This window comes from Burkholderia sp. BCC1977 (assembly GCF_905339595.1).
Classification (GTDB): Bacteria; Pseudomonadota; Gammaproteobacteria; order Burkholderiales; family Burkholderiaceae; genus Burkholderia.
Map to the genome: position 1 here is coordinate 1 of NZ_CAJPGQ010000005.1, position 23963 is coordinate 23963.

A 23963-nucleotide genomic window follows, 5' to 3' on the forward strand; every position below is an offset into this window, starting at 1 on the left:
ACGCGGGCGTGTACTTCTGCAGCCCCGCGAGGTAGTTGTAGAACATCGACGTCGCACCGCCCGTTTCCGGCGACGTGAACAGGTTCTGGCCGGTTTCCTCGTCGACGATGCTCTGGTGCACGTGCATCGCGGAACCCGGCTCGTCTTCCATCGGCTTGGCCATGAAGGTCGAGTACATGTTGTGGCGCAGCGCGGCCTCGCGCACCGTGCGCTTGAACAGGAACACCTGGTCGGCCAGCGACAGCGCGTCGCCGTGCATGAAGTTGATCTCCATCTGCGCGGCGCCGACTTCGTGGATCAGCGTGTCGATGTCGAGGTTCTGCGCTTCGCAGTACGCGTAGATGTCCTCGAACAGCGGGTCGAACTCGTTGACCGCCTCGATCGAATACGACTGGCGGCCCGTCTCCGGGCGGCCCGTGCGGCCGACCGGCGGCCGCAGCGGCAGGTCCGGGTCCTTGTTCATGTCGACCAGGTAGAACTCGAGCTCCGGCGCGACCACGGGTTTCCAGCCCTTCGCCTTGTACAGGTCGAGCACGCGGCGCAGCACGTAGCGCGGCGAGATCTCGACCGGCGAGCCGTCGAAGTGCACGCAGTCGTGGATCACCTGCGCGGTCGGATCGACGGCCCACGGGATCAGGCGGATGGTCGACGTGTCGGGCACGCACACCATGTCGGGATCGGTCACGCCGGTCAGCGAGCCGTCTTCCGGATACTCGCCGGTGACGGTCTGCACCATCACGGCTTGCGGCAGGCGCATCGATTCGCCGGACGTGAACTTGTTGCGCGGCGTGATCTTGCCGCGCGCGATGCCGGCCATGTCGGGAATGATCGCTTCGATCTCGGTGATCCGGTGCTGCTTCAGAAAGTCTTCGATGTCTTGCATGTCTGTTCTCGTTATGTGGGTCGGCGCGCTCAGGCGAGCGCGGCGGCGGCCGCGGCACGCGTGCGGGCGTTGCGGCGCGCACGGCATGCGTCGCCGAAGGCGCGGAAGATCGCGCTCGACAGCGGGTCATGTGCATGGCGCCATTCCGGGTGCCATTGCACGGCGACGGCGAAGGCCGGGGCATCGACGACGCTGACGGCCTCGATCAGGCCATCCGGCGCGACGGCTTCGACGGCGAGGCCGGAACCGAGCTGCGCGAGGCCCTGCTTGTGCAGCGAGTTCACCTGCACGTCGTCGCGGCCGCCGGCGAGCGTGTGCAGCACGCCGCCGGGCGTCAGGCGCACGACGTGCGCGGGGCCGTATTGCGTGTCCATCGGCGCGTCGTCGTCCTCGCGGTGATCGGCGAGGCCCGGCACTTCGTGCACGCGCTGGTGCAGCGTGCCGCCGCAGACGACGTTCAGCTCCTGGAAGCCGCGGCACACGGCCAGCACGGGCACGCCCGCGACGATCGCCGCGCGCAGCAGCGGCAGCGTCGTCGCGTCGCGTGCGGGATCGTGCTTCGTGCCGGGCGCGCTCGGCTCGCCGCCGTACAGGTGCGGCTCGACGTTCGAGTAGCTGCCGGTGAACAACAGGCCGTCGACCGTATCGAGCACGTCGTCGACCGACTGGCGATCGCCGAGCGCGGGCAGCACCATCGCGAGCGCGTGTGCGCCGTCGACGATCGCCGCGACGTACTTGTCGCCGACCGTGTGCGACGCATGTGCGCCGATTTGCGTGAAGTCGGCGGTGATGCCGACGAGGGGTTTCCTTTCCATGACATCAATCAGTTGTCCGTAGGGATGTGTCATGCGTTGCGCAGGAAAACCGCAAAACGCAGGCGCGACACGGCCCCGCAGCCTGGCGAAAAGCGCCAGGGCCGCTGGTGAATGGGCGCAACGGGTTCGCAAGGCGATCCGCGCTGCGCGCGACGGTCAGGCCGTCGTTCGTTTCGTTGCGCTGCGTCGCGTTGTATTGCGCGGCAATGGATACGCGAACGCGTTCCGTCACCGCGCGGACGACGCGGCTAACGAGCAGGCAGCTGAAACGAACGACGAGAAAGGGGGAGAGGCGCTATGGCAGCAGCGACGCGACTTCGTCGGTATCGACGGCCACGAACGCGCGTGCGGAAACGGCGTTGTGACGCCGAACGGAACGACGGGACAGGATGGTGTAGATCGACAGATGCAGCAGGCGAGGACTATGCCAGCCGCAACTGCCATCGGAAGCGGGAGCAGCGCTGCGCAAACTTCGCACATCGCCTCGATCCCACCTCACCAGAGGGCCACGGACTCTCACGATTACACTCGACTGGTTTGTTGAAAGTATTGAACACCTGATCGTTTCGGCGCATGGGGCGTTTAAAATAATCAAGGTGCCGGGCCTGCGTCATTTACATCGATGGGCATCAATTTTTACGTTGCATTAACGTTTTTCGGTGCCGATGAATGGCCAATGACGCTGACCTGAGAGCCAGCATATACGAGCCAAAAACGGCGTCAAATGTTTTTTGACGCTGTCGTGTCAGGGCTTTCCCGAGGCACTGCGAACAAAAGATTCTCAAATGGAATGGCGCGCGGGGTGTTCATTATTTCGATCGCCTTTCAGGGTTTTCCCCGCTGATGCGCGGCATAAAGTGATTAGAATATTCAACGGCTGCCTAATGCTGTCGAACGGCTGTCCACCGCGTCGTTTCACTTTTTCACCGCACTCCTATCGTGTCCGAAACCGAATCGATGTCCACCGAAGTCGCCGAGCGCCTGCGTTTCGTGCGCAACAAGCATGGTCTGTCGCAGCGTGAACTCGCGAAGCGGGCCGGCGTGACCAACGGCACGATCTCGCTGATCGAACAGGGGCGCGTGAGCCCGTCGGTCGGCTCGCTGAAGAAACTGCTCGAATGCATCCCGATGAGTCTCGCGGAGTTCTTCACGTTCGAGCTGGTCGAATCGCGCTCGGTCGTGTCGCGACGTGACGAGATGCCGAACCTCGGCAACGACGCGCTCGCGTTTCACCTCGTCGGCGCGGGCGTGAAGGACCGCAACATGTGCATCATGCGCGAGATCTACCAGCCGCTCGCCGATACGGGGCCCGAGATGCTCGTGCACGCGGGGCACGAGGGGGGCGTGGTCGTGTCGGGCCGGCTCGAGCTCACCGTCGACGGCGCGACCTGGCTGCTCGACCCCGGAGACGGCTACTACTTCGAAAGCCGTTTGCCGCACCGTTTTCGCAATCCCAGCGCGGAACAGCTCTGCGAGGTCGTGTCGGCCAATTCGCCGGCCACCTTCTGACCGCGCATCACCGCATTCGCCGCCGGCCGTGTTGCCGTTGTGCGGCGTGCCATCGCGCGAATGCCACAACCATTGAGGCATCCTGAATGAACAAGTTGACTTTGGCTGACTGGCAGGACAAGGCGGCGTCGCTCGCGATCGAAGGGCGTGCATTCATCGACGGCGCGTCGCGCGACGCGCACGGCGGCAAGACGTTCGACTGCGTGAGCCCGATCGACGGCCGCGTGCTCGCGAAGGTGGCCGATTGCGGCGAGGCCGACGTGAATGCCGCCGTCGCGGCCGCACGCCGCGCGTTCGACGCGGGCGTGTGGGCCGGGCTGAACCCGCGCGCGCGCAAGGCCGTGCTGCTGCGCTGGGCCGCGCTGATGCGCGAGCATCTCGACGAACTGTCGCTGCTCGAGACGCTCGACGCGGGCAAGCCGATCGGCGACACGACGACGGTCGATGTGCCGGGCGCCGCGTATTGCGTCGAATGGTTCGCCGAAGCGATCGACAAGGTCGGCGGCGAAGTCGCGCCGGCCGATCATCATCTCGTCGGTCTCGTCACGCGCGAGCCGGTCGGCGTGGTCGCGGCCGTGGTGCCGTGGAACTTCCCGATCCTGATGGCGGCATGGAAGTTCGGCCCGGCGCTCGCGGCCGGCAACAGCGTCGTGCTGAAGCCGTCGGAGAAATCGCCGCTGACCGCGATCCGCGTCGCGCAGCTCGCCTACGAGGCCGGCATCCCGGCCGGCGTGTTCAACGTCGTGCCCGGCGCGGGCGAACCGGGCAAGCTGCTCGCGCTGCATCGCGACGTCGACTGCATCGCGTTCACCGGTTCCACCGCGGTCGGCAAGCTGATCATGCAGTACGCCGCGCAGTCGAACCTGAAGCGCGCGTGGCTCGAGCTCGGCGGCAAGTCGCCGAACATCGTGCTGCCCGATTGTCCGGATCTCGACCGCGCCGCGCAGGCCGCGGCCGGCGCGATCTTCTACAACATGGGCGAGATGTGCACGGCCGGCTCGCGCCTGCTCGTGCATCGCGACATCAAGGACGCGTTCATCGAGAAGCTGGTCGCGGCCGCGCGTGCGTACGTGCCGGGCAACCCGCTCGATCCGTCGGTCTCGATGGGCGCGATCGTCGACGGGATCCAGCTCGAGCGCGTGCTCGGCTACATCGACGCCGGGCGCAAGGAAGGCACGCTCGTCACGGGCGGCGCACGCGTGAAGGAGGAGACGGGCGGCTTCTATGTCGAGCCGACGGTGTTCGAGGTGAAGCCCGATGCGAAGATCGCGCGCGAGGAGATCTTCGGTCCGGTGCTGTCGGTGATCGTGTTCGACGATGTCGACGAGGCGGTGCGGATCGCGAACGACACCGAGTATGGGCTGGCCGCGGCCGTGTGGACGTCGGACCTGACGACCGCGCACGACGTGTCGCGCCGGCTGCGGGCGGGCACGGTGTGGGTGAACTGCTACGACGAGGGCGGCGACATGAACTTTCCGTTCGGCGGCTACAAGCAGTCGGGCAACGGCCGCGACAAGTCGCTGCACGCGCTCGAGAAGTACACCGAGCTGAAGTCGACGCTGATCCGGCTGCGCTGACGCGGCCGGGGTGCGGGCGCGGTGCCGACGGGCGCCGCGCCCGCGCGCGTCAGGCCGAGCGCAGCGCCGGGTGGAAGCCCGCGGCTTCGATGATCGATTGCACGCGTTCGGCGCCTTGCGACGATTCGACCTTGACCGTCTTCGCGGCCACGTCGATGTCGAGCTTCGCGGCGGGGTCGGCTGCGGTCACGGCGCGCGTGATGGCATTGGCGCAGCCGCCGCAGGTCATGTCCTGGACTTCGAATTCCATCGTGTTCTCCTGGGTTGATTGGCGATTCACAAGCATCGCCAGCATGAAGCTTGCCATGGTGGGAAGGTCAAGCCCGTTCGCAGCGTTCGGCATTGCGAAAGAAATTTGTAAAGATGAAGTCAGACGAATCGTAATCCGCTTGTGCGCGTCAGTCCGAATTTTTCCCGATTGACGGTTGTGCATTGTCGGCGAAATCTGGCGGAGCCTTGCAGGACAAGGTGCGTGTCACATCGATGGCGCATGATGTCCATATCCGGAGTAAGGGTACTCCGAGGTGATAATGCGAATCGATCTTACTATCGGTTCCCTTCGATATTTCATTTCGTTACCCATATGAATCGTTTCGCTTTCGGCTTCGCGCTCGCCCTGCTCGGCGCATCGGCAACGTCCGCATTCGCTGCCGACGACGTCGTCAACCTGACCCTGAAGGACCACAAGTTTTCGCCCGACGGCGTGACGATTCCGGCCGGCAAGAAGGTGAAGTTCGTCGTGAAGAACCTCGATGCAACGCCCGCGGAATTCGAAAGCGACGATTTCAAGGCCGAGAAGGTCGTGCCGGCCGGCAAGTCGGTCGAGATCCTGGTCGGGCCGCTGAAGGCCGGCACCTACGAGTTCCACGACGAGTATCACGAAGCGCAGTCGAAGACGCACCTGACCGTCAAGTAAGCGGATATCGCCATGCTGTCTACCGCCCTGATCGTCTTTCGTGAAGTGCTCGAGGCCGCGCTGGTGGTCTCGATCGTGATGGCCGCCACGAAGGGCGTGCCGCGGCGCGGCTGGTGGGTCGGCGGCGGGCTCGTCGGCGGTGTGATCGGCGCCGGCCTGATCGCCGCGTTCGCCGACGTGATTTCGCAGTGGGCGTCCGGCATGGGGCAGGAAGTCTTCAACGCCGGCGTGATGTTCGTCGCGACGCTGATGCTCGCGTGGCACTGCATCTGGATGAGCCGCCACGGCCGCGAGATGGCGCTGCACATGGGCGAGGTCGGGCGGGCCGTCGCGGCCGGCAGCCGGCCGCTGACGGGGCTCGCGATCGTGGTCGGTGTCGCGGTCCTGCGCGAAGGCTCCGAGGCCGTGCTGTTCCTGTACGGCATCGCGGCGGGCGATCCGGGACAGACGCCGCAGATGATCGTCGGCGGGCTGCTCGGCGTGCTCGGCGGCGCCGGGCTCGGCTATGCGATGTATGCGGGCCTGCTGCAGATTCCGCTCAAGCGCCTGTTCTCCGTCACCAACGCACTGATCGTGCTGCTCGCGGCGGGGATGGCGAGCCAGTGCGTCGGCTTCCTGCTGGCCGCCGGCCTCGTGCCGTCGTGGGGCGATGCGGTCTGGGATACCTCGTGGCTGCTCAAGGAAACGAGCATCGTCGGCAAGGCGCTGCATACGCTGATCGGCTATACCGCGCGTCCGGCGGGGATCCAGATCGTCGCGTACGTCGTCACGCTGGTCGCGATCGTCGTGCTCGCGCGGTTCGTCGGCCGGCCCCGGACGGCCGTGCCGCCGCCGCGGCCCGTCGCCTGAGCGGGCGGGGGCCGAATGCAAGAAGGGGCGTCGTGGACGCCCCTTTTTCTTTGCATTGACGGTTCGCGCGCAGCCGCGCGGCCCGTTCAGCGATGGCTGTCGATCCACGCGCGGGCCCATTCGAGCCCCGCGTCGCGCGCTTCGTCCTCGGTATCGAACACGCCGAGCACGCCCGACGCTTCGACGAGCCGGTTGTTCTGCGTGATCGTGCCGCTCGCCGCGAAGCGCTCGGGCTGCAGGATCTCGTCCTGCTGCAGGATCGAATGGCCCCAGATCTGGTAGCCGTGATAGGTCTGCGCTTCCATTATCGCGTCACCTCCGCGGAACGGCGGCTCGTGCCGACGCGCAGCACGTTGCCGTCCGGCGTGTATTGCCGCGGGATGTTGGAGAAACCGAGCGTGCGCGGCGTGTCGGGCTCGGCCGGCTGCATCACCGTGAGCCGGCCCGGCGCGGGTTGCGCGACCGGGTGCGGTGCGGCCGGCGCATCGACCGTCGCGGCGGGCGGACGATGCGGAGCGGCTTTCACGGTTTGCACGACGCGGCGCTTGTGCGGCTTGACCGCAGCCTTCGGTTGCACGCTCGCGTGCTTTTCCGCGGACTTGCCGGCGTGCGCGTCGGCGCCCGTGCGCGCGGCCGGCATACGGGCATCCGGCGTACGGGCATCCGGCGTGCGTGCCGCGGGCGTGCGCGCCTCGGGCGGGTTCCAGACTTCGACGTAGTGCTCGGCCGCCCAACCCGTCGACGCGAAGGTCAGCGCCAGCAATCCGCATCCAAACAGTCTTACCATGGTCTCTCCGTCAGTCTCGTCGGCGCGCCGGACTGCGCTGCGCCGATTGCTTACTCCACTGTCACCGACTTCGCGAGGTTGCGCGGCTTGTCGACATCGGTGCCGCGCGCGCACGCGGTGTGATACGCGAGCAACTGCAGCGGCACGACGTGCAGGATCGGCGACAACTGCCCGTAGTGTTCCGGCATCCGGATCACGTGCAGGCCGTCGTCGTTGACGATCTGCGTGTCGGCATCCGCGAACACGTACAGCTCGCCGCCGCGCGCGCGCACTTCCTGCATGTTCGACTTCAGCTTCTCGAGCAGCGTGTCGTTCGGCGCGACCGTGACGACCGGCATCGCTTCCGTGACGAGCGCGAGCGGCCCGTGCTTCAGTTCGCCGGCCGGATAGGCCTCCGCGTGGATGTACGAGATTTCCTTCAGCTTCAGCGCGCCTTCGAGCGCGATCGGGTAGTGCAGGCCGCGGCCGAGGAACAGCGCGTTTTCCTTGCGTGCGAATTCCTCCGACCACGCGATGATCTGCGGCTCGAGCGCGAGCACGCTGTTCAGCGCGGCCGGCAGGTGGCGCAGTTCCTTCAGGAATTGCGCTTCCAGCGCGGCGTCGACGTGCCCGCGCAGTTTGCCGAGCGTCGCGGCCAGCACGAACAGCGCGACGAGCTGGGTCGTGAACGCCTTGGTCGACGCGACGCCGATCTCGGTGCCCGCGTGCGTCAGGAACTGCATCTCGGTGAGGCGCACCATCGCGCTCGTTGCGACGTTGCACACCGCGAGCGTATGCGTGTGGCCGAGCGACTGCGCGTGCTTGAGCGCGGCGAGCGTGTCGGCCGTCTCGCCCGACTGCGAGATCACCAGCACGAGCTGGCGCGGGTTCGGCACCGACTCGCGATAGCGGTATTCGCTTGCGATCTCGACCTGGGTCGGGATCTTCGCAATCGATTCGAGCCAGTATTTCGCGGTGAGGCCCGAGTAGTAGCTCGTGCCGCACGCGAGGATCAGCAGGCTGTCGATGTCCGCGAACGCGGCGGGGGCCGCATCGCCGAACAGCGTCGCGTCGAACGCTTCGGTTTGCGGCACCGTGTCGCTGATCGCGCGCGGCTGCTCGAAGATTTCCTTCTGCATGAAGTGGCGATACGGGCCCAGCTCGACCGCGCCGCCGTACGCGCTGACCACGCGGATCTCGCGTTGCGCGAGCGCGCCGTGACGGTCGACGATCTTCACGCCGTCGAGCGACAGCTCGCACACGTCGCCTTCCTCGAGGAAGGTGAAGCGGTCGGTGCTGCCGGCCAGTGCCAGTGCGTCGGAGGCGAGGAAGTTCTCGCCGTCGCCGTGGCCGACGACGAGCGGCGAACCCTGGCGCGCGCCGACGACGGTGTGCGGCTGGTCCTTGTGGGTCACCGCGATCGCATACGCGCCGTGCAGCTGCTGCACGGCTTCGCGCACGGCCTCGAACAGGTCGCCGCGATACAGGCTGTGCACGAGGTGCGCGATCACCTCGGTGTCGGTCTGCGACACGAATTCGTAGCCCTTCGCGCGCAGCGCTTCGCGCAGCGTCTCGAAGTTCTCGATGATGCCGTTGTGCACCAGCGCGAGCGCGTTCGACGAGAAGATCGGGTGTGCGTTGTGCGTGACGGGCGCGCCGTGCGTCGCCCAGCGCGTGTGTGCGACGCCGGTCGCGCCTTCGAGATGCGATTCGCGCACCTGCGCGTCGAGATCGGCGACGCGCGCGACGCTGCGCGCGCGCTTCGGCGCGTCCGGCTCGAGCACGGCGACGCCGCACGAATCGTAGCCACGGTATTCGAGGCGCCGCAATCCTTCGATCAGCACCGGAACGATATTACGCTGCGCAACTGCGCCGACAATGCCGCACATGAAAATCTACCCTCTATGTGGATGCGGGCGCCGCGCGGCGCCCGCATGATGTTAATTTTTCTTCTTGACCGGGCGGACGTAGCCGCTCTTGGCGGTCTGCGTCTTCTCGTTCAATGCGAGGACGCCCTCGGCGACGTCCTTCCAGATCGTCGTGCCGGCCGCGATCGTTACGCCGCGGCCGATGCGCACCGGCGCGACGAGCTGCGTGTCCGAACCGACGAACACGTCGTCCTCGATCACGGTGCGGAACTTGTTCGCGCCGTCGTAGTTGCAGGTGATCGTGCCCGCACCGATGTTCACGCGCGCGCCGATGTCGGCGTCGCCGATGTACGTCAGGTGGTTCGCCTTCGAGCCGTGGCCGATCACCGCGTTCTTCACCTCGACGAAGTTGCCGACGTGCGCTTCGTCCGCGAGCTGCGCACCCGGGCGCAGCCGCGCGTACGGGCCGATCACGGTGTTCGCGCCGAGCTCGGCGCCGTCGATGTGCGTGAACGCGTCGATGCGCGTGCCCGCGCCGACCGACGCATTGCGGATCACGCAGTTCGCGCCGATCGTCACATTGTCGGCGAGTGTTACGTTTCCTTCGAACACGCAGTTCACGTCGATCGACACGTCGCGTCCGCAGCGCAGCGTGCCGCGCACGTCGAGGCGCGCCGGATCGGCGAGCGTGACGCCGTCGACGAGCAGCGCATCGGCGACGTTGCGCTGATGGATGCGCTCGAGTTCCGCGAGCTGCGCCTTGCTGTTCACGCCGAGCGTTTCCCATTCCTCGTCGGGCTGCGCGGTGACGATCTCGAAGCCGGCCTCGATCGCGAGTTCGACGACGTCGGTCAGGTAGTACTCGCCCTGCGCGTTCTCGTTCTTCAGCGCGCCGAGCCACATCGACAGCTGTGCCGTGGGCGTGACGATGATGCCGGTGTTGATCTCGGCGATCTTCAGCTGCTCGGGCGACGCGTCCTTCTGCTCGACGATGCGCGTGACGAAGCCGGACGCGTCGCGCACGATGCGGCCGTAACCGGTCGGATCGTCGAGCGTGACGGTCAGAATCCCGTAGCGGCCCTCGCGCGCGGCGTCGACGAGACGCCGCAGCGTCGACGCGCGGGTGAGCGGCACGTCGCCGTACAGCACCAGCGTCGGTTGCGCGGGATCGAGCAGCGGCAGCGCCTGGCGTACCGCGTGGCCGGTGCCGAGCTGTTCGGCCTGCACCGCGAACTGCACGTCGGGCGCGGCGACGGCGGCCTGGACCTGCTCGGCGCCATGACCGACCACGACGACGAGCCGCGACGGCTGCAGCGTGCGCGCGGTGGCGATGACGTGGGAGAGGAGCGGCCTGCCGGCCAGGGGATGGAGCACTTTCGGCAGCGCGGAACGCATGCGCTTGCCGGTGCCTGCCGCCAAAATCACGATATTCATGGCGCCAGCTTGTCAGAGGAGTTCGAAGCCGTCCATTTTAGCATGCGGCCCCTGGCGTTCCGGGCCTGTCGCGGCGGGGCGACAGCGCCGGAAAGGGGGCTTGCGCCCCGCTCCGGCGGGTGTTCCGGCCCTGCTTAAAGGTCGTCGAACTGGACGATCGAGATCGGTTTCGCGGCGCCCGGTGCGGCGGTGCCTTCGCCGGATGCGCACGGCTCCTCGTCGAACGCGATGTCGCCCTGCGGATCGGCTTCGCCTGTCGCGCGCAGCGACGCGAACGGGAACTGGGTCGTGTCCATCAGGTGCGACGGCACGACGTTCGCGAGCGCGCTGAACATGTTGTCGACGCGGCCCGGGAAGCGCTTGTCCCATTCGCGGATCAGCGCCTTCATTTCCGCGCGCTTCAGGTTCGGCTGGCTGCCGCACAGGTTGCACGGGATGATCGGGAATTCGCGCAGCTCCGCGAATTTCTCGAGATCGGTTTCCTTCACGTACGCGAGCGGGCGGATCACGACGTTCCTGCCGTCGTCCGACTGCAGCTTCGGCGGCATCCCCTTCAGCTTGCCGCCGTAGAACATGTTCAGCAACAGCGTCTGCAGGATGTCGTCGCGGTGGTGGCCGAGCGCGATCTTGGTCGCGCCGAGCTCGCCGGCCACGCGGTACAGGATCCCGCGGCGCAGCCGCGAGCACAGCGAGCAGGTCGTCTTGCCCTCGGGCACGAGCCGCTTGACGATGCTGTAGGTGTCCTGGTTCTCGATGTGGAACGGCACGCCGATCTGCGTCAGGTACTCGGGCAGCACGTGCTCGGGGAAGCCCGGCTGCTTCTGGTCGAGGTTGACCGCGACGATGTCGAAGTCGATCGGCGCGCGCTCGCGCAGGCGCAGCAGCACGTCGAGCATCGCGTAGCTGTCCTTGCCGCCCGACAGGCACACCATCACCTTGTCGCCCTGCTCGATCATGTTGTAGTCGCCGATCGCCTGGCCGACCTGGCGCACGATCCGCTTGAACAGCTTGTTATTCTCGTACGCTTCCTTCTGCTCGCGGCGCGTCAGCGCGCGGCGGCCGGTGTCGGCGACGGTGGCTTCGATGGCGGCGCCATCGGCCGCCGCGTCATTCATGTGGGGGGCGTTCATGCGCGCTCCTCGTCCTTGATGCGAAAGACTTCGACGCCGACGGCGTCGCAGTCCGGATAGGCGTCCGGTTTCTCGGTACAGACGCGTACCGCGCGCACGGCGTCGTGCGCCAGCAGGTTCGCGGCGATCGCGTCGCACAGCGTTTCCTGCAGGTGGATGTGGCCGCGCGCCACGCACTGCGCGACGCTCTGCTTCATCAGGTCGTAGTCGACGACTTCATGCAGCCGGTCGTCGACGGGGGTGGACAGCGCGAGCGGCACGAACAGGTCGACGTTGATGACGACGCGCTGCTCGCCGCGCTTCTCGTGTTCGAAGGCCCCGATGTTGATGTGCACCTCGTAGTCGCGCAGGTAGAGCCTGCGGCAGTCCGCGAGGCGGGGGTGCAGGAGAGCGGAAAACATGGTCGTCCCAGTCAAATTGGCGTGCGCGCACGCAAAGCGGCGCGGGCGGCGGCAATCAGGCCGCGCGATCCGCGCAGTTCATTCATTCGGGCCGGCGGCGGGCGGCACCAGGTGCTCGCCGCCGTCGACGGTCAGCGTCGCGCCCGTGACGCCGGGCGCGCTCGCGAGATAGCAGGCCGCCGCCGCGATGTCGTCGGCGTGCGGTGCGTGGCCGCGCACGAGCGCCGCGACCCGCACCTTCGGCGCGAGAGACAGCGCCAGCGCGGACGTCGCGCGGTTCAGCGCGGCCTGCATCAGCGCGTGCGACAACCGGGCCGGCGCCGGGTGAAACAGGGCCTGATCCAGCACGTGGATCGCGCAGGCGCGCAGCGATTCGTCGTCGCGCGCGGCGTCGGGCGTCGCGTCGGCGAGCGCGCGGGCCAGCGCGAGCGGCGCCGTCACGTTGCGCGCGAGCGCGCCGGCGAGCGACGCGCCGTCCACGGTGTGCGCGTCGTCGGTGCCGGCGCATGCGCTCACGAACACCACGCAGGCGGGCCGGCCGAGCGCCGCGCCGCACGCGGCGACGAGCGCGGCTGCGTCGGCTTCCAGGGCCAGATCGGCGTCGAGCACGGCCGCGCGGCGGCCGTGTGCGGCGACTTCGGCGACGAGCGCGTCGGCGGCCGCGCGCGGCGCGCCGGGGCTGCGCTGCAGCGCGACGTCCCAGCCGCGCTGCGCGAATCCGGTCGCGAGCGCGCGACCGAGCGACGCGGCGTCGGCCGCGCTGCCCAGCGCGCCGGCGACGAGCGCGATGCGCGGGGGCGACGTATCGGTTGAAACGGTCATTTACAATGCCGGGATGAACCCGAAAGCTCACGAACCCGCTAGTTTACCTGCTCCCGGCCCTGACGCGCTCGCGCAGTCCGAAACCCTCGCCGCGCAACTGCGCGACGAGATCGCGGCGGCCGGCGGCTGGCTGCCGTTCGACCGCTTCATGGAGCGTGCGCTGTACGCGCCCGGCCTCGGCTATTACAGCGGCGGCGCGCGCAAGTTCGGGCGCCGCGCCGACGACGGCAGCGACTTCGTGACGGCTCCCGAGCTGTCGCCGCTGTTCGCGCGGACGCTCGCGAATCCCGTCGCCGACGCGCTCGCGGCGAGCGGCACGCGCCGCGTGATGGAATTCGGCGCGGGTACGGGCAAGCTCGCGGCCGGGCTGCTCGCCGCGCTCGATGCGCTCGGCGTCGAACTCGACGAATACCTGATCGTCGACCTGTCCGGCGAGCTGCGCGAACGGCAGCGCGACACGATCGCGGCGGCCGCGCCGGCCCTCGCCGGGAAGGTGCGCTGGCTCGACGCGCTGCCCGAGCGCTTCGACGGCGTCGTGGTCGGCAACGAGGTGCTCGACGCGATGCCGGTGCGCCTTTTCGCGAAGGCGGGCGGCGCGTGGCTCGAGCGCGGCGTCGCGCTCGACGCGCGGCACGCGTTCGTGTTCGACGACCGGCCCGCCGGCGCGGCCGGCCTGCCGCCGGTGCTCGCGACACTCGGCGTCGACGACGGCTACCTGACCGAGACGCACGAAGCCGCGCTGGCGTTCACGCGCACAGTGTGCACGATGCTCGGGCGCGGCGCGGTGCTGCTGGTCGACTACGGCTTTCCCGCGCACGAGTACTACCACCCGCAGCGCGACCGCGGCACGCTCATGTGCCACTATCGCCACCATGCGCACGACGACGCTTTCCTGTACCCGGGGCTGCAGGACATCACCGCGCACGTCGAATTCACCGGCATCCACGACGCGGGCGTCGCGACCGGCGCGGACCTGCTCGGCTACACGTCGCAGGCGCGCTTCCTGTTGAACGCGGGCATCACCGACGCGCTGGCCGCGATCGATCCGTCCGACGTCCATCAGTTCCTGCCGGCCGCGAACGCGGTGCAGAAGCTGATCTCCGAAGCCGAGATGGGCGAACTGTTCAAGGTGATCGCGTTCTCGCGCGGCATCGACGGCACGCTCGACGCGTTCGCGCGCGGCGACCGCTCGCACGCGCTCTGACGGGAGCCTAGGATGCTGCGCTGGCTGATGGCGTCGTTCGTCGCGGTGATGATCCTGACGCGCTGCTGGCCGTGGCTCGGCAAGTTCGGCATCGGGCGGATGCCGGGCGACGTCACGCTGACGCTCGGCGGGCGGCGCTACCCGTTCCCGTTCATGTCGACGCTGGTGCTGACGATGCTGGTGTCGATGGTGGCGCGGCTGCTCTGAGTCGTGCCGAATGCGGCGGCGCGTCGCGGTCCGGCCGCGGCGCGTGCGTGATGGTTCGGCGCATTACGGGGTTCGCGCATCACAGCTCGATTTCGCCGAGGATCCGGTGCGCGAGCGCCTTCGCCTCGTCGAACGCCTCTTCCTCGCTCGGGCTCGTCGAGTGGACGTCGTAGCGCATGTTCTCCGTGTCGTCGCCGTCGTCCCGCGCGAGGATCACGTAGCCCTGGAACTGGCCGTTGCCCGCGTGCTGCGTATGCGCCTTGGCCGTGTAGATGCCTTTCGTGAACGTGTTCGTGTCCATCGTGCCTCTCCCGCAAAAGGACACTTCATCGTAGCACTGCGGCGCAGCATGTACAGCGCCGCTTATCGGCGACCGATCAGCGCGCCGTCATCCTCCCGTCACCGTTCGAGCAGCGCGACGACCTCGTCGAGCGTCGGCGCGTGCGCGCCCGTATGCCGGCACGCGGCGGCGCCCGCCGCGAGCGCGAACGCGAGATGGTCGCGCCACGACCGCTGCGGCGCGGCCATCAGGCTGAACAGCATGCCGCCGATCGACGCGTCGCCCGCGCCGACGGTGTCGACCACCTCGACACGCGGCGGGCTGGCCTCGAGCACGTCGCCGTCCGCGTGGAGCGTTGCCGCCTGCGCGCCGCGCGTGACGAGCACGGCCGCCCGCGGATTCAGCGCGCGCACCGCCGCGACCGCGTCGGGGCCGTCGCCGCCGAACAGGTGGCGCAGGTCCTCGTCGGACACCTTGATCAGGTCGGCGAGCGCGGCCATCTTCTCCAGCGTCGGCCGGTACGCGGCCGTCATCAGGTTCCGGTAGTTCGGATCGAAGCTGATCTTCACGCCGCGCGCGTGCAGGTCGGCCGCGAGCGCGACGAGCGTGCCCGCGAGGGGTTCGCGCACCAGGCTGATGCAGCCGAAGTGCGCCCATTTCACGTGGTCGGCCCAGCCGGCCGGCAGCCGCGCCGGGTCGAACGCGAGATCCGCGCTCGCTTCGCCGATGAAGAAGTACGCGGGCGGCCGCGTCTCGTGGACGATCGCGAGCAGCGGCGCACGCGGCACGCGCTGCAGGAAGCGCAGGTCGAGCCCGGCGGCCTCGCTGGTGCGCCACAGCACGTCGGAGAAGCAGTCCTCGCCGATCGCGCCCGCGAGCGCGCTCGGCAGGCCGAGCCGCGCGACCGCGCGCGCGACGTTCCAGCCGGCGCCGCCCGGCACCGACGTCCACTGCGCGTCGCCCGCGCGCACCATGTCGGTCAGGATGTCGCCCGCCGACACGAAGGCCGGAAAGGTGCCGCCGCTCATTGCGTCGGCTCGCTGCGCGCCGCGCGCGCGAGGGTCGCGAGCACGTCGTAGCATGCGCCCATCGTGTGATAGTCGGTCTTGCCGGCCGGGCTCTTCTCGTCGCTGTACTTGCGGTTGTCGCAGGTGAGGATCCGGTACCACGCGCCGTAGCGGTGATCGACGAAATGCGCCCAGCTGTAGCGCCAGATCTCGTCGTACCAGTCCCAGAAGCGCTCGCTGCCGGTGCGCGCGCCGAGCATCGCGGCCGCCGCGAAGGTTTCCGCCTGCACCCAGAAATACTTGTTGTGGTCGCAGATCGTGAAGTCGGGGCCGAAGCCGTAGCAAAGGCCGCCGTGATCGGCGTCCCACGCATGCGTGAGCGCCGCGTCGAACAGCTCGGCCGCGCGCGGCACGAGCCAGTCGAGCGGGCGGTGCCGCTCCAGGATCAGCAGCAGCTTCGCCCATTCGGTCTGGTGCCCGGGCTGGAAGCCCCACGGACGGAAGATGTTCGAGCTGTCTTCCTTGTTGTAGTCCCAGTCGACCGCCCAGTCCGCATGGTAGTGCTCCCACACGAGGCCGCCCGACAGCGCAGCCTGGCGCTGCGTGATGTGGGTCGCGAGCTTTTCCGCGCGATCGAGGTAGGTGAGGTGGCCGGTCGCCTCGTAGGCGGCGAGCAGCGCTTCCGTCATGTGCATGTTCGCGTTCTGGCCGCGATACGACGACACGTTCCAGTTCGGCGTCGCGTCGTCCGCGTAGAGGCCGGCGGCCGCATCCCAGAAGCGGTGTTCGGCGAGCTCGTAGGTCGACGCGATCAGCGCGCGCGCTTCGTCGATGCCGGCCATCGTCGCATGCGCGGCGGCCAGCAGCACGAACGCGAGCCCGTAGCAGTGGCGCGTGCCGTCGAGCGTCGCGCGCTTCGCGCCGTCGCGCCAGTCGAGTTCCCAGTCGTAGCCTTGCAGCGCTTCGTCCCAGTGCGCGTCGCGCAGGAAGCGCAGCCCGTGGCGCGCGTAGTCGAGATGGCGCGGATCGCCGAAATGCCGGTACGCCATCGCGTAGTTGAAGACGAACCGGCAACTGCTGACCAGGTGCCGCGAGGTGCGGTTGTAGATGCTGCCGTCGTCGCGGAAGTAGTGGTAGAAGCCGCCCGTCGGGTCGAACGCGTTCGTCGCGTAGAACCGCAGCGTGTCCTCGACGTGCGACAGCAGGAACGACGGATCGCGGAAGCTCGCGACGAACGGTGCCGCTTGCGCGTGGTTGGCCGGCGTGGCCGTGCGGGATTGGACCGGGGGCATGTTCATGATTCGGTGACCGTGGCGGTATCGAGTGCCGGTGAGCCGGCGGGCTGGCTGCTGGCCCGTACGATTAGCTCGACGGGCAGGGAGATCTCGGTGCGCTCGGGCGCTTCGGCGAGCAGCAGTTCGACGCCGCGGCGGCCGAGCGCTTCCTTGTCGACGGCGAGCGTCGTGAGCGGCGGGTTTGCATGCGCGGCGGCCGGGATGTCGTCGAAGCCGACGATCGCGATGTCTTCCGGGATCCGCACGCCGCGCGCGATGCACACGCGCTGCGCGGCCAGCGCGGCGGCGTCGTTGTACGCGAACACGGCGTCCGGGCGCGGGCCCGGCGCGTCGAGCAGCTGCTGCATCGCCCGCGCGGCGCCGGTGTCGGGGTCGAGCCCGGCGTCGATCGTCACTTCGTACGCGGGATCGAACAGCCGCCCGGCCTCGAAGAACGCGCGACGATAGCCGATCGCGCGCTGCGCGATGCTGTAGTGCGCGGCCGAGCCGCCGATGAACGCGATCCGCGAGCGGCCGATGGCGAGCAGGTGGCGCATCGCGAGCGCCGCGCCCGTCGCGTTGTCGATGTTCACCGAACGCAGGCCGGGCGCCCACAGGTCGATCAGCACGAGCGGCCGGCCGGTCGCGGCGAGCGCCTCGATCGTCTCGGGCTCGATGAAGCCGGCCACCGCGATCGCGTCGGGCGCGTGCGGGCGCATCTGGCGCAGCACGTCGTCGTTCGGGCCGACCGTGAGCAGCGTCGGCACGATGCCGCGCTCGCGGCACGCGTCCTCGACGCCGTGCAGCACGTGCGAGAAGAACGGGCTGGCGGGAAAGCGGTTGTGCTGGCGGTGCAGCAGGAAGGTGAGCCGGCGGATGCGCGGGCGCAACTGGGCCGGGTCGTAGCCGAGCCGCTGCGCGATCTCGACGATGCGCGCCCGCGTGGCTTCGGACAGGCCCGGCTGGTTCTTCAGCGCGCGAGAGACGGTGCCGATCGAGACCTCTGCCGCCCGCGCTATGTCGCGAATGGTGGTGCCCATCGTTCGGGGTTCGGTTTGTTTAGGGTGACGGCGATTGTATAGTAAAACGTAGTGCCTAATTCGGGTCGGATAACCGGGGAATACCCGGAAATAACGGGTTTTTACGCGCTAATCTGCGAAAACGCCGTTACTAAAAATACTAAACAAAATGCGAAAAAGGCAAGGTGATCGCACGGGATGAGGGGGCGGGAGGCGGCGCGTCGCGTGCGTTCGGATGTTCGCCGCGGAAGGGGCGGGCGCACGGCAGACCCTTCTGCAGATCGGGGCGGCAGGGGCGCTGCCCCGGCAGTGTCGTTCGGGCAACGGGATGTCCGTCCGCGGCCGGCGACCCGCGTGCGGATTGCCGCTGGCCGCTGTTCAGCCTGCCGCCGCGTGCGGCGGCTCGCCGTGATCGCGCAGCGCCGCGCGGCCCGCGTCGAGATCGACGACCGCGAGCCCGCCCGGCTGCTGTTTCGCGCGCCGCTTCGCGAGCGCCGCGACCGACGCGATCTCGTCGCTGCCGTAGCGCATTGCGCCGTTCGCGCCGGCCGGCACGCCGACCGCGCCGATCGCCATCGTCACGAAGCCGAAGAACGCGGGGTTGCCGTGGCGGTCCTCGCCGCGCAGCCCGCCCGCCAGCCGGTCTGCCTGCGTGTAGAAGCGCCGCGCGCCGTCGTTGAAGCGCGCGATCGCGTCGGCCGCGCGCGTGCGCCAGTCGTCGCGCTGGAACAGCACGAGGAAATCGTCGCCGCCGACATGCCCGAGAAAGTCGCGCTGCGGATCGCACACGCCGGCCAGCACCGTCGCCGCGAACTTCAGCACTTCGTCGCCCTGCCAGTAACCGTACTGGTCGTTGAACGGCTTGAACTGGTTCAGGTCGACGTAGCACGCGTGGAAGCCGGCATCGCGCGCCAGCAGGCGCTCGATGTGCGCGCTGATCGGAATGTTGCCGGGCAGGAACGTCAGCGGATTCGCGTAGCGCGCGGCCTCGATGCGCATCTCGGTCACCGCGCGCACGAGGCTCTCGCCGGTGCCGAGGCCGACGTAGCGGCCGTGCTCGGTGATCACGAAGCCGTCTGCGAGATAGCGCTGATCGTGGCTCGCGAGCAGCATCGCGAGCTGCTCGACCGTCGTCGCGTTGTCGATCATCAGCGGCGCGTCGTTCGCGAACTGCAGGCACGGCTTCTTCCCGAACACCTCGCGGTGGTACGGCAGCGCGAAGCGGTCGATGAAGCCGCGCCGGTTCACCAGCGCGACCGGCCGCCCGCGTTCGACGAGCGCGACCGCGTGCAGGGCGGGCATCCGGTTGAACAGGTCGAGCACGTCGTTGCTGGTCGCATCGCGCGGCAGCGCCGGCGCGGCGACGAGCATCTTCGCCGCGATCGTGCCGGCCGGCCGCACGGCGCGGGTCGCACCGGGAAACACCGCGATGTGCGGGGTGCGGATCGCGTCGCGGGCGGCCGGCGCGACGACCGGCGACGGTTGTGCGTCCGGCCGGCCGAGCAGGAAGCCCTGCACGCAGCAGATGCCCATGTCGCGCACGACGATCAGGTCGCACTCGTTCTCGATGCCTTCCGCGATCAGCTGCGCGCCGCTCGAGTGCGCGAAGTGCTGCATCGCCCTGACCGCCTCGAACTTGAGCGGATCGCGCGCGATGTCATGGATGAAGAAGCGGTCGATCTTCACGACATCCGGGTGCAGGCGCAGCCACAGGTTCATGCTCGCGTTCGCGGTGCCGTAGTCGTCGAGCGCGAACTGGATGCCGGCGTCGCGCAGCGATGCGACCGCCGGCCCGATGCGCGCGACGTCCGGCAGCGCGGTCTGCTCGGTCAGCTCGATCACGATGCGCTCGGCGCCGATCCGCGCACGGACGAGCAGTTGCCGCGCGCGCTCGCGTTCGCGCGCGAGTTGCACGATCGTACCCGCGCTGAAGTTGAGGAACAGCTTGCCGTCGCAGCCGAGCGCCGCGAATGCGTCGAGGCAGGTGAGCGCGGCCGCCTGTTCGAGCGCGACGGTCGTGCCGTCGCGGGCGGCCTGCGCGAATAGCGCGGCCGGCTGTTCGAGGTCGGTGCCGTGCGGGCCGCGGATCAGGCCTTCGTAACCGACGACCGTGCCCGACCCGAGGTCGACGATCGGCTGGAACACGGCCGCGAGCGCGCGCTCCGCGATCAGGCGGGCGGTGGGGGCGGCGGGCGAATCGGGATGGGGCGCGGGCATGGGCGAGGGCGGCCGAGACGACGGGACGCCCGACTTTAACGGCAGCGCGCGCGGAGAATTGAATGAAGATTTCGTGACGCGATGCGCGTCGATGGTGCATGCGTCGTGTTGGGCGGGGGATTTGCGGCGGCGCGGCGGGGGAAGTGGGGGAAGCGGGAAGCGGGAAGCGGGAAGCGGGAAGCGGGAAGCGGGAAGCGGGAAGCGGGAAGCGGGAAGCGGGAAGCGGGAAGCGGGAGGCGGGAAGCGGGAGGCGGGAGGAGAAAGACGAATACACCCGCGCGGCCAGCCATGCCGGCCGCGCTGCCACCCGCGTCAGCGCTTGCCCGGGCTCAGCGCACCGCGCCCGCGTGCGGCACCGTCCGCACCCTCGTCGCCGTCGCGCTCGCCGCTCATGTCGCGCGCGCCCCAGCGCTGCGCGAGCGCCGCGCAGGCCATCAGCTGGATCTGGTGGAACAGCATCAGCGGCAGCACGATCGCGCCGACCGCCTGCGCGGAGAAGATCACCTTCGCCATCGGCACGCCGGCCGCGAGGCTCTTCTTCGATCCGCAGAAAATGATCGTGATCTGGTCGGCCCGGTTGAAGCCGAGCCGCTTGCTGACGAACGTGGTCAGCACCAGCGCGATCACGAGCAGCACGACGTTGACGACCAGCAGGCCGCCCAGGGCGCGCGCCGGAATCTGGTGCCACAGCCCCTGGTTCACGGCCTCGCTGAACGCGACGTAGACGACGAGCAGGATCGAGCCCTGGTCGACGAAGCGCAGCACGCCGCGGTTGCGTTCGATCCAGCGGCCGATCACGGGCCGCAGCAGCTGGCCGGCGATGAACGGCACGAGCAGCTGCATCACGATGCTGCCGACGGTGCTCCACGGCGACGCCGCCGCGGCCGACTGCGACGTGATCATCAGCCCGACGAGCGCCGGCGTCACGAAGATCCCGAGCAGGCTCGACGCGGACGCCGCGCACACGGCGGCCGGCACGTTGCCCTTCGCAATCGACGTGAACGCGATCGACGACTGGACGGTCGACGGCAGCGTGCAGAGGAACAGCACGCCCGCATACAGCGTCGGCGTGACGAGCGGCTGCAGCACGGGCTTCAGCGCGAGGCCGAGCAGCGGGAACAGCGCGAACGTGCTGAGCAGCACGACCGCGTGCAGCCGCCAGTGGGTCGCGCCCGCGACGACGGCTTCGCGCGACAGCTTCGCGCCGTGCAGGAAGAACAGCAGGCCGACCGCGATGTTGGTCGCCCAGTTGAACGCATGGGCGGCCGGGCCGCGACACGGCAGCAGGCTCGCGAGCACGACGGTGCCGACGAGCGCGAGCGTGAAGTTGTCGGGAAGGAAACGGGGACGGGCCATCGGGAAACTCGATTCGGAAACGGCGGGCGCGCATGTCGCGCGCGCGAAGCCGATATTGTCCCGGTTGGTCATTCAATACACAAATTCATTGTATGAATCCATTGATGAGCCGGTCGCATGCTGCGGCCGCGCAACAGTGCGCGCCCACGGACGCCCGGCGATGCGCAAAACGGCAGAAGAATGTTCTGTCGCGATCGCGCCCTGAAGTGAAAAAACCTAGCAGTAACATGGTGTTACACCCATGCCGGCGACCTAACACTTTTTGGCTCGACACCGTTTCGGACGGCTCATAAATTACTGCTGAAAGGCTTGCGTCGGCCGGAAACAGTCGGCAGCGAGCGGCAACAGGCACTGAATGATGACGGAACGGGTGAAACTGAAGGTCGGACGATGGGTGGCAGGCGTGCTCGGCGCGCTGCTGATGCCGCTCGCGCTCGCGCAACCGCCGCACGGCGGCCAGGCGTTCGGCGGCGGTCACGGTTTCGGTCATGGTTTCGGTGGCGGCGACATGCGCACGTACGGCCAACCGGCCGGCAACGCGCAGGTGTGGCGCCGGGCGCTGCCGCCGGGCGGCGCGCGTGCCGGCGGCGTGAGCGGCTACGGTTCCCGCTGGGGCCTGCGGCCGACGCCGTCTTACGGCCATTACGCCGCGCAGAGCCCGTATCGTCCGATCAGCGCCGATTCCCGCCAGATGCCGCGCCCGCAGGGCGGCGGCAACGTGCCGCTGCGGGCCGGCTCGATCCGCGCCGACGTCGCGCGCTACAACGAAGAGCGCGGCGGGCGTCCGATGCCGCCGCCCCGTGCGCAGGAAGAGCCTTCCCACTCGCCGTTTTTCTCCCCGTTCTACCGAAACTGAGCGCCCCGCGCGCTCGCCGAGCGCCTCGCGCGTTCGCTCCCCCAGTCGGCTGTGATGCGAATTCGCCACAGTCGCGCGCAGATTTCCGCTGATTTTCCCGTCGCATTGCGCTATCTTTCGCGCCCGGCACGCGCGCGCCCCGCGGCCGTCCCGTCGCGTGCCCGCTCCGCGCGGGGCCGCTGCGGCGCGCCTCGCCATGTGCCGATTCCGCGAAGTTAATGCTGCCGCTATACCCGCAATAAGTGTGCGCAATTTTGACCGGACGCACGATCCGTAAAGATGGCTGCGCCCCATACGACGCAAGCAATCGGCTCCAAAAAACAACGCTCGCGCCACTTATCGTCTGTTCGACAAATCCTGGAGATCCCATGAAAGCATTCGCTCGCCGTGCGTCGCGCACGTCCGTCAAGCTGATCGCCGCGGCCGCCTGCGTGGCGGCAACCGCACCCGTCCACGCGCAATCGAGCGTCTCGCTCTACGGTCAGGTCGACGAATGGGTCGGCGCAACGAAGTTCCCGGGCGGCAATCGCGCATGGAACGTGTCGGGCGGCGGGATGTCGACGTCGTACTGGGGCCTGCACGGCGCAGAGGATCTCGGCGACGGCTACAAGGCGATCTTCACGCTGGAAAGCTTCTTCCGTGCGCAGAACGGCCAGTTCGGCCGCTTCCAGGGCGACACGTTCTTCGCGCGCAACGCGTACGTCGGCGTCAGCTCGCCGTACGGCACGGTGACGGCCGGCCGCCTGACGACGCACCTGTTCCTGTCGACGATCCTGTTCAACCCGTTCTACGATTCGTACACCTTCTCGCCGATGGTGTACCACGTGTTCCTCGGCCTCGGCACGTTCCCGACCTATCCGAGCGACCAGGGCGCGGTCGGCGATTCGGGCTGGAACAACGCGCTGTCCTACACGTCGCCTTCGTTCGGTGGCCTGAATTTCGCGGCGATGTACGCGCTCGGCAACACGGCCGGCGACAACCGTTCGAAGAAGTGGAGTGCGCAGTTCAACTACGCGAACGGCCCGTTCGCGGCGACCGCCGTCTATCAGTACGTGAACTTCAACAACGGCCCGCAGGACCTGAGCTCGCTCGTGACCGGCATGAAGAGCCAGGGCATCGGGCTGGTCGGCGCGACCTACGACCTGAAGTACGTGAAGCTGTTCGGCCAGTACATGTATACGAAGAACGACCAGGTCGCCGGCAGCTGGCACGTGAACACCGCGCAGGGCGGCGTGTCGGTGCCGCTGGGCGTCGGCAACGCGATGGCGTCGTATGCATACTCGCGCGACGGCGGCGGCCTCGACCAGACGCGCCAGACCTGGGCCGTCGGCTACGACTATCCGCTGTCCAAGCGCACCGACGTCTACGCTGCGTACATGAACGACCACATCAGCGGCCTGTCGAGCGGCAACACGTTCGGCGCCGGCATCCGCGCGAAGTTCTGACGATTCGTTTTTTCGGACGCGCGCGAGCACCGCGCGTCCCGCCTGCCGGCATTCCGCCCCGAAACGGCGCCGTTTTTCGCGGCGCCGTTTTGCCTTTGTTGACCTTTTTGTTTCCTCGCCTTTGTTAC

General features: G+C 68.4%; 25 protein-coding genes. 8 read left to right on the top strand and 17 right to left on the bottom strand.

Features of this window, described 5'->3' with window-relative positions:
* The 3 genes from U5771_RS06070 to U5771_RS06080 all read right to left on the bottom strand — a co-directional run.
* A partial coding sequence (locus tag U5771_RS06070; RefSeq protein ID WP_322023153.1) for a glutamine synthetase family protein occupies positions 1-883 on the bottom strand: 883 nt, incomplete at its 3' end.
* A gap of 29 nt (positions 884-912) precedes the next feature.
* Positions 913-1698: a gamma-glutamyl-gamma-aminobutyrate hydrolase family protein gene (locus U5771_RS06075; protein ID WP_322023154.1), complete on the bottom strand. Its 786-nt coding sequence runs from the start codon at positions 1696-1698 to the stop codon at positions 913-915.
* A gap of 295 nt (positions 1699-1993) precedes the next feature.
* A complete protein-coding gene (locus U5771_RS06080) occupies positions 1994-2176 on the bottom strand; it encodes a hypothetical protein (RefSeq protein WP_006402789.1) in 183 nt (60 codons plus the stop codon).
* Positions 2177-2655: 479 nt separating this feature from the next.
* Between U5771_RS06080 and U5771_RS06085 the strand changes: the two genes are divergently transcribed.
* Together U5771_RS06085 and U5771_RS06090 are read left to right on the top strand one after the other, a co-directional pair.
* Positions 2656-3207, top strand: coding sequence for a cupin domain-containing protein (locus tag U5771_RS06085; RefSeq protein ID WP_014895828.1), 552 nt, complete (start codon positions 2656-2658; stop codon positions 3205-3207).
* An 86-nt stretch (positions 3208-3293) separates the two neighbouring features.
* Entirely contained in the window at positions 3294-4784 is a 1491-nt protein-coding gene (locus U5771_RS06090) for an aldehyde dehydrogenase (RefSeq protein WP_322023155.1), read from the top strand.
* Between the two features lie 49 nt (positions 4785-4833).
* On the opposite strand, the gene U5771_RS06095 is transcribed toward U5771_RS06090, so the two are convergent.
* Positions 4834-5034 carry a heavy-metal-associated domain-containing protein gene (locus U5771_RS06095; RefSeq protein ID WP_322023317.1) on the bottom strand — a complete coding sequence of 67 codons (201 nt, stop codon included), beginning with the start codon at positions 5032-5034 and terminating at the stop codon, positions 4834-4836.
* 333 nt (positions 5035-5367) lie between these two features.
* On the opposite strand from U5771_RS06095, the gene U5771_RS06100 reads away from it, so the two are divergent.
* Positions 5368-5700 carry a cupredoxin domain-containing protein gene (locus tag U5771_RS06100; RefSeq protein WP_011353437.1) on the top strand — a complete coding sequence of 111 codons (333 nt, stop codon included), beginning with the start codon at positions 5368-5370 and terminating at the stop codon, positions 5698-5700.
* 12 nt (positions 5701-5712) lie between these two features.
* Positions 5713-6549, top strand: coding sequence for an FTR1 family iron permease (locus U5771_RS06105; protein WP_322023156.1), 837 nt, complete (start codon positions 5713-5715; stop codon positions 6547-6549).
* Positions 6550-6635: 86 nt separating this feature from the next.
* On the opposite strand, the gene U5771_RS06110 is transcribed toward U5771_RS06105, so the two are convergent.
* The 7 genes from U5771_RS06110 to U5771_RS06140 all read right to left on the bottom strand — a co-directional run bounded on the left by U5771_RS06110 (position 6636) and on the right by U5771_RS06140 (position 12970).
* Positions 6636-6854, bottom strand: a complete 219-nt coding sequence (locus tag U5771_RS06110; RefSeq protein WP_321806723.1) for a hypothetical protein — start codon at positions 6852-6854, stop codon at positions 6636-6638.
* The gene (locus U5771_RS06115; protein ID WP_322023157.1) at positions 6854-7336 is read right to left on the bottom strand and encodes a hypothetical protein; all 483 of its coding nucleotides are present in this window, start codon (positions 7334-7336) and stop codon (positions 6854-6856) included. Before U5771_RS06115 ends, U5771_RS06110 begins: the two co-directional genes overlap by 1 nt.
* A gap of 50 nt (positions 7337-7386) precedes the next feature.
* Positions 7387-9204 (bottom strand): glutamine--fructose-6-phosphate transaminase (isomerizing), encoded by a 1818-nt coding sequence (gene glmS, locus U5771_RS06120; protein WP_322023158.1) that lies wholly within the window; start codon positions 9202-9204, stop codon positions 7387-7389.
* A gap of 51 nt (positions 9205-9255) precedes the next feature.
* Complete coding sequence (gene glmU / locus U5771_RS06125) at positions 9256-10617, bottom strand: bifunctional UDP-N-acetylglucosamine diphosphorylase/glucosamine-1-phosphate N-acetyltransferase GlmU (RefSeq protein ID WP_322023159.1); 1362 nt, start codon at positions 10615-10617, stop codon at positions 9256-9258.
* A gap of 134 nt (positions 10618-10751) precedes the next feature.
* Positions 10752-11747, bottom strand: a complete 996-nt coding sequence (gene ttcA, locus U5771_RS06130) for a tRNA 2-thiocytidine(32) synthetase TtcA (RefSeq protein ID WP_322023160.1) — start codon at positions 11745-11747, stop codon at positions 10752-10754.
* Complete coding sequence (locus U5771_RS06135; protein ID WP_059450683.1) at positions 11744-12148, bottom strand: dihydroneopterin aldolase; 405 nt, start codon at positions 12146-12148, stop codon at positions 11744-11746. Before U5771_RS06135 ends, ttcA begins: the two co-directional genes overlap by 4 nt.
* A gap of 78 nt (positions 12149-12226) precedes the next feature.
* Positions 12227-12970 (bottom strand): SDR family oxidoreductase, encoded by a 744-nt coding sequence (locus U5771_RS06140; RefSeq protein ID WP_322023161.1) that lies wholly within the window; start codon positions 12968-12970, stop codon positions 12227-12229.
* 13 nt (positions 12971-12983) lie between these two features.
* On the opposite strand from U5771_RS06140, the gene U5771_RS06145 reads away from it, so the two are divergent.
* Positions 12984-14174 (top strand): class I SAM-dependent methyltransferase, encoded by a 1191-nt coding sequence (locus U5771_RS06145; protein WP_322023162.1) that lies wholly within the window; start codon positions 12984-12986, stop codon positions 14172-14174.
* Between the two features lie 12 nt (positions 14175-14186).
* A complete protein-coding gene (locus U5771_RS06150; RefSeq protein WP_057928625.1) occupies positions 14187-14381 on the top strand; it encodes a DUF2905 domain-containing protein in 195 nt (64 codons plus the stop codon).
* A gap of 79 nt (positions 14382-14460) precedes the next feature.
* On the opposite strand, the gene U5771_RS06155 is transcribed toward U5771_RS06150, so the two are convergent.
* The 6 genes from U5771_RS06155 to U5771_RS06180 all read right to left on the bottom strand — a co-directional run bounded on the left by U5771_RS06155 (position 14461) and on the right by U5771_RS06180 (position 21534).
* Positions 14461-14682, bottom strand: coding sequence for a hypothetical protein (locus tag U5771_RS06155; protein WP_027785622.1), 222 nt, complete (start codon positions 14680-14682; stop codon positions 14461-14463).
* 98 nt (positions 14683-14780) lie between these two features.
* Positions 14781-15689: a carbohydrate kinase gene (locus U5771_RS06160; protein ID WP_322023163.1), complete on the bottom strand. Its 909-nt coding sequence runs from the start codon at positions 15687-15689 to the stop codon at positions 14781-14783.
* Positions 15686-16966, bottom strand: a complete 1281-nt coding sequence (locus U5771_RS06165) for an AGE family epimerase/isomerase (protein WP_322023164.1) — start codon at positions 16964-16966, stop codon at positions 15686-15688. Before U5771_RS06165 ends, U5771_RS06160 begins: the two co-directional genes overlap by 4 nt.
* Positions 16963-17982 carry a LacI family DNA-binding transcriptional regulator gene (locus U5771_RS06170; protein ID WP_322023165.1) on the bottom strand — a complete coding sequence of 340 codons (1020 nt, stop codon included), beginning with the start codon at positions 17980-17982 and terminating at the stop codon, positions 16963-16965. Before U5771_RS06170 ends, U5771_RS06165 begins: the two co-directional genes overlap by 4 nt.
* 357 nt (positions 17983-18339) lie before the next feature.
* Entirely contained in the window at positions 18340-20178 is a 1839-nt protein-coding gene (locus tag U5771_RS06175) for an EAL domain-containing protein (protein WP_322023166.1), read from the bottom strand.
* 312 nt (positions 20179-20490) lie between these two features.
* Complete coding sequence (locus U5771_RS06180; RefSeq protein WP_322023167.1) at positions 20491-21534, bottom strand: bile acid:sodium symporter family protein; 1044 nt, start codon at positions 21532-21534, stop codon at positions 20491-20493.
* 358 nt (positions 21535-21892) lie between these two features.
* On the opposite strand from U5771_RS06180, the gene U5771_RS06185 reads away from it, so the two are divergent.
* Together U5771_RS06185 and U5771_RS06190 are read left to right on the top strand one after the other, a co-directional pair.
* Positions 21893-22390, top strand: coding sequence for a peptide-binding protein (locus tag U5771_RS06185; RefSeq protein WP_322023318.1), 498 nt, complete (start codon positions 21893-21895; stop codon positions 22388-22390).
* Positions 22391-22758: 368 nt separating this feature from the next.
* Positions 22759-23835 carry a porin gene (locus U5771_RS06190; protein WP_059465836.1) on the top strand — a complete coding sequence of 359 codons (1077 nt, stop codon included), beginning with the start codon at positions 22759-22761 and terminating at the stop codon, positions 23833-23835.
* Positions 23836-23963 lie beyond the last annotated feature (128 nt).

What these genes read in the sequence shown, in the direction of transcription:
- U5771_RS06105 (WP_322023156.1), top strand. Translation starts at nt 5,713, where the DNA reads ATGCTGTCTACCGCCCTGATCGTCTTTCGTGAAGTGCTCGAGGCCGCG.
- U5771_RS06085 (WP_014895828.1), top strand. Translation starts at nt 2,656, where the DNA reads ATGTCCACCGAAGTCGCCGAGCGCCTGCGTTTCGTGCGCAACAAGCAT.
- U5771_RS06135 (WP_059450683.1), bottom strand. Translation starts at nt 12,148, where the DNA reads ATGTTTTCCGCTCTCCTGCACCCCCGCCTCGCGGACTGCCGCAGGCTC.
- U5771_RS06190 (WP_059465836.1), top strand. Translation starts at nt 22,759, where the DNA reads ATGAAAGCATTCGCTCGCCGTGCGTCGCGCACGTCCGTCAAGCTGATC.
- U5771_RS06180 (WP_322023167.1), bottom strand. Translation starts at nt 21,534, where the DNA reads ATGGCCCGTCCCCGTTTCCTTCCCGACAACTTCACGCTCGCGCTCGTC.
- U5771_RS06115 (WP_322023157.1), bottom strand. Translation starts at nt 7,336, where the DNA reads ATGGTAAGACTGTTTGGATGCGGATTGCTGGCGCTGACCTTCGCGTCG.
- U5771_RS06145 (WP_322023162.1), top strand. Translation starts at nt 12,984, where the DNA reads ATGAACCCGAAAGCTCACGAACCCGCTAGTTTACCTGCTCCCGGCCCT.
- U5771_RS06160 (WP_322023163.1), bottom strand. Translation starts at nt 15,689, where the DNA reads ATGAGCGGCGGCACCTTTCCGGCCTTCGTGTCGGCGGGCGACATCCTG.
- glmU (WP_322023159.1), bottom strand. Translation starts at nt 10,617, where the DNA reads ATGAATATCGTGATTTTGGCGGCAGGCACCGGCAAGCGCATGCGTTCC.
- U5771_RS06175 (WP_322023166.1), bottom strand. Translation starts at nt 20,178, where the DNA reads ATGCCCGCGCCCCATCCCGATTCGCCCGCCGCCCCCACCGCCCGCCTG.
- U5771_RS06075 (WP_322023154.1), bottom strand. Translation starts at nt 1,698, where the DNA reads ATGGAAAGGAAACCCCTCGTCGGCATCACCGCCGACTTCACGCAAATC.
- U5771_RS06100 (WP_011353437.1), top strand. Translation starts at nt 5,368, where the DNA reads ATGAATCGTTTCGCTTTCGGCTTCGCGCTCGCCCTGCTCGGCGCATCG.
- U5771_RS06110 (WP_321806723.1), bottom strand. Translation starts at nt 6,854, where the DNA reads ATGGAAGCGCAGACCTATCACGGCTACCAGATCTGGGGCCATTCGATC.
- U5771_RS06150 (WP_057928625.1), top strand. Translation starts at nt 14,187, where the DNA reads ATGCTGCGCTGGCTGATGGCGTCGTTCGTCGCGGTGATGATCCTGACG.
- U5771_RS06090 (WP_322023155.1), top strand. Translation starts at nt 3,294, where the DNA reads ATGAACAAGTTGACTTTGGCTGACTGGCAGGACAAGGCGGCGTCGCTC.
- glmS (WP_322023158.1), bottom strand. Translation starts at nt 9,204, where the DNA reads ATGTGCGGCATTGTCGGCGCAGTTGCGCAGCGTAATATCGTTCCGGTG.
- U5771_RS06155 (WP_027785622.1), bottom strand. Translation starts at nt 14,682, where the DNA reads ATGGACACGAACACGTTCACGAAAGGCATCTACACGGCCAAGGCGCAT.
- U5771_RS06140 (WP_322023161.1), bottom strand. Translation starts at nt 12,970, where the DNA reads ATGACCGTTTCAACCGATACGTCGCCCCCGCGCATCGCGCTCGTCGCC.
- U5771_RS06170 (WP_322023165.1), bottom strand. Translation starts at nt 17,982, where the DNA reads ATGGGCACCACCATTCGCGACATAGCGCGGGCGGCAGAGGTCTCGATC.
- U5771_RS06185 (WP_322023318.1), top strand. Translation starts at nt 21,893, where the DNA reads ATGACGGAACGGGTGAAACTGAAGGTCGGACGATGGGTGGCAGGCGTG.
- ttcA (WP_322023160.1), bottom strand. Translation starts at nt 11,747, where the DNA reads ATGAACGCCCCCCACATGAATGACGCGGCGGCCGATGGCGCCGCCATC.
- U5771_RS06095 (WP_322023317.1), bottom strand. Translation starts at nt 5,034, where the DNA reads ATGGAATTCGAAGTCCAGGACATGACCTGCGGCGGCTGCGCCAATGCC.
- U5771_RS06165 (WP_322023164.1), bottom strand. Translation starts at nt 16,966, where the DNA reads ATGAACATGCCCCCGGTCCAATCCCGCACGGCCACGCCGGCCAACCAC.